This window comes from Bacillus sp. SIMBA_154 (genome assembly GCF_046536015.1).
Taxonomy (GTDB): Bacteria; Bacillota; Bacilli; order Bacillales; family Bacillaceae; genus Bacillus; species Bacillus pumilus_P.
Window position 1 is genome coordinate 1 of sequence record NZ_JAWJBV010000711.1, and the last position, 233, is coordinate 233.

Consider the following 233-nt stretch of genomic DNA (forward strand, 5'->3'; position numbering starts at 1 on the left):
GTTTTTATCTAATAGCTAAGTGAAAGGGGGCTGGCAAAGCTGTCAGCCCCTTTCAATTAGGTGGTTTTAGTTTGTTTCATCGTCTTGCGCTTGCCTGCCGTACCAGTTTACTCTGCGCGTCAACATCCTTATTAAACTGAGTACCACGAACACCAGTACACTGCCCATTAATAATGCGTAATCCTCTGCACTGAGTAATCCGTATAAAAGACTATAGAGAAATAACACCCCAC

1 protein-coding gene is annotated in these 233 nt (G+C 43.3%); it reads right to left on the reverse strand.

Annotated elements, in window-relative coordinates; all coding sequences use genetic code 11:
• Positions 1–66: 66 nt before the first annotated feature.
• Positions 67–228, reverse strand: coding sequence for an inner membrane CreD family protein (locus R0K30_RS23720; protein WP_410613505.1), 162 nt, complete (start codon positions 226–228; stop codon positions 67–69).
• Positions 229–233 lie beyond the last annotated feature (5 nt).